Genomic DNA, 2,497 nt, shown 5'->3' on the forward strand with positions numbered 1-2,497 from the left:
TTCATTGATCGCATATAGCACCTTCATTGATCGGGGCAACAAAAACAGTCTATGTCGTTGAAAATAGTACTAAATATTGTTTCGTAGTATTTAGTATTTAGTCTTTTGTATTTAGTAGAAAGAAAAAAGAATAAATAACTTAATGATGTGATAGGTTCACGATGATTAATTACGATATAAAAACAAATGTGTATACACTTACTCACAACAATGTTACTGGTGGTTTGATTCAATTATCTAAAAATTCAAATATCAGCCATCCTCTTTCTTCAAAAAAACTACAACAAATAAATATTATTAGATCTATTGCTAATGAGCAGGATAATTATTTTTTCACTTTTAAAGAAATTTCTGAGGCTCTTGATCTAACTTTACCAAGTGTTCGTAGATGGATTTCTGAACTTTTTTCCAAAAGTAATTTTTTTAAAAAAATTCCGAACGTAGTTAATGCACCGAATCAATTTTCTTTTTATATTGAAAATGATTATGAAAAAACACACAGTTTGTCACCTGCTAAAAATATCCCTGCTCAATTCAGCAGGTGTAAATCAGATCAAGTTGTAGCTTTTTCTGATCCGATTAATATTAATGATGAAGCTCTATTGTCTGTTCCAGAGACAGCTATTACACACTCTTTACTTTCTATCCCCCCAACTTATAGAGAACAAAACCCATTCGATTTGATCGATATATTGCCACCAACCGGCACAAAAACTAAAAAATTTGACGGCGGAATATTTAAGGGTGGTGATAACCTGCTCTCATTTAGAGTTTCAAACAATCTTTGCAATGTAATAACCCTTGAAGATGTGAAATTTATTTATGCCATTATAGCTCTTACTATTCGTTATCAGTCAAATGTTCATCAAAACTCTAATTTTCTAATAAAAGGATTTGATTGGTCAGTTCCCATTTTTCGAGATGACATTGCAAGGGTAATTGGTAAAAAAGTCGGCCAAGCACCAACTACTGATTTCATAGATAATAAAATGCTGCAAATTGAAAATACACAATTTGCATTAACATCATTAAATTTCATTAATGAAAATTTAAACTTCGCTGATTTTAAACTACGCAATAAAACAAAGCTTTTTGAGATATCTGGTTATAACGCTTATGTTAAAAATGGTAAAGAAGCTAAGCCTTACGTTTACCATATCAAATGGGCTCCAGAGATCTTTAAAGATATTTTTAAACAAAAAGTCTTTTTCATATTACCGGCTAAAGTATTTGTCTCTCATGATTTAGTATGGCAGCTGTATTTGTATGTCCGTAAACATCAAAATCACAATCCTAATATTGAATTAAAAAATGAAAATCTGGTTAATTTACTTGGTTTAAGCTACCAAATCGAAGTCGATGGAAAACTGAAAAACACAAATAAAATATCCTTATATCGTTCTATAATGAACAAGTTTAAAAAGAGTAAGGATTCTGAATTCAAAGAGATCAAAAGGACAAACAGAACTAACTTACAACAGGTCTGTAAAATCGATTTCAAAGGTATACATTTCACTCTTAAACTTACAACATATACCAATAAATCAAGTGAACTTATTTTTATCTCAAAAAGTAATAAACTCGAATCATTACGTTCTGCACACCCTCAATCAAAACAACAATTTATTCAATTTGATAACGAAGGTAATTTAAAAGATGTAACTAAACAGTACCTAAAAAAGAATCAGATGGGTTCTAAGTCTGCTGTAAAAATAAATTCTTTAACCCACTTATCTGATCGTATGAGCCAACAAATAAATGATGAAAAATCTGAAATGGAAAAAATTCTATTTAGCTCAGAAGATGACTTACCTTTATCTGAAATTGAGGATTTAAAAATTAATTCTCCACAACAAGTTAATCAGGTAAATATAAACGCTGTAATGGGTAAGTTATCTCACGCTATACGTCATAGATTTGATTCTCGAAGTTTTGGCTGGCGTTTCTCTATGAGTGACAAAAGCTACGCTGCAACGATATCAATATATCTTGAAAAACAAGATTTAGTTTCAATCGCTGATAAAATAGCAAAGGCGACTAAAAAAGATCCAATATCAGTTCGTGAAAAAATAGAAAAATATCATGAGAAAACAAAGTTATTGAAATTGAAAGGCCATATGCAATACGAATTAACAATACAAAACTTCAAGACAATTAAAAAGATTATTATTTCTAGTGGTATTACTCATTTTTCAAACCATGATTTATTTGAACAAATACTTGGTTTTAAACGTTCCATAGAAAAAGACGGAACAATCACAAAAAATAATATCTGTGAAGAGTTATCTGCAAGAATACTTAAGGCCAATTAGCTCCAAAACAAGCCTGTCTAGCTACGAAAAAGAAGATGGCAGGGTTAGATGATGAATATCGTTCAACCCTGTTAGAGTCTGGGATTAAAATGGTAAAAAACTCAACTAATTCTTCATTGGATAGGCCACTTAAAAAATTAGAGCACGCTTTAACCACTTCAGAACGATTAACAACAAAGTTATTT

At 30.5% G+C, this 2,497-nt stretch carries 1 protein-coding gene; it reads left to right on the plus strand.

Annotated elements, in window-relative coordinates; all coding sequences use genetic code 11:
* Positions 1 to 161 precede the first annotated feature (161 nt).
* Positions 162 to 2,312, plus strand: coding sequence for a replication initiator protein RctB domain-containing protein (locus G337_RS0119085; RefSeq protein WP_028865281.1), 2,151 nt, complete (start codon positions 162 to 164; stop codon positions 2,310 to 2,312).
* Positions 2,313 to 2,497: the final 185 nt, after the last annotated feature.

This window comes from Psychromonas aquimarina ATCC BAA-1526 (assembly GCF_000428725.1).
In the GTDB taxonomy this organism is placed as follows: Bacteria; Pseudomonadota; Gammaproteobacteria; order Enterobacterales; family Psychromonadaceae; genus Psychromonas; species Psychromonas aquimarina.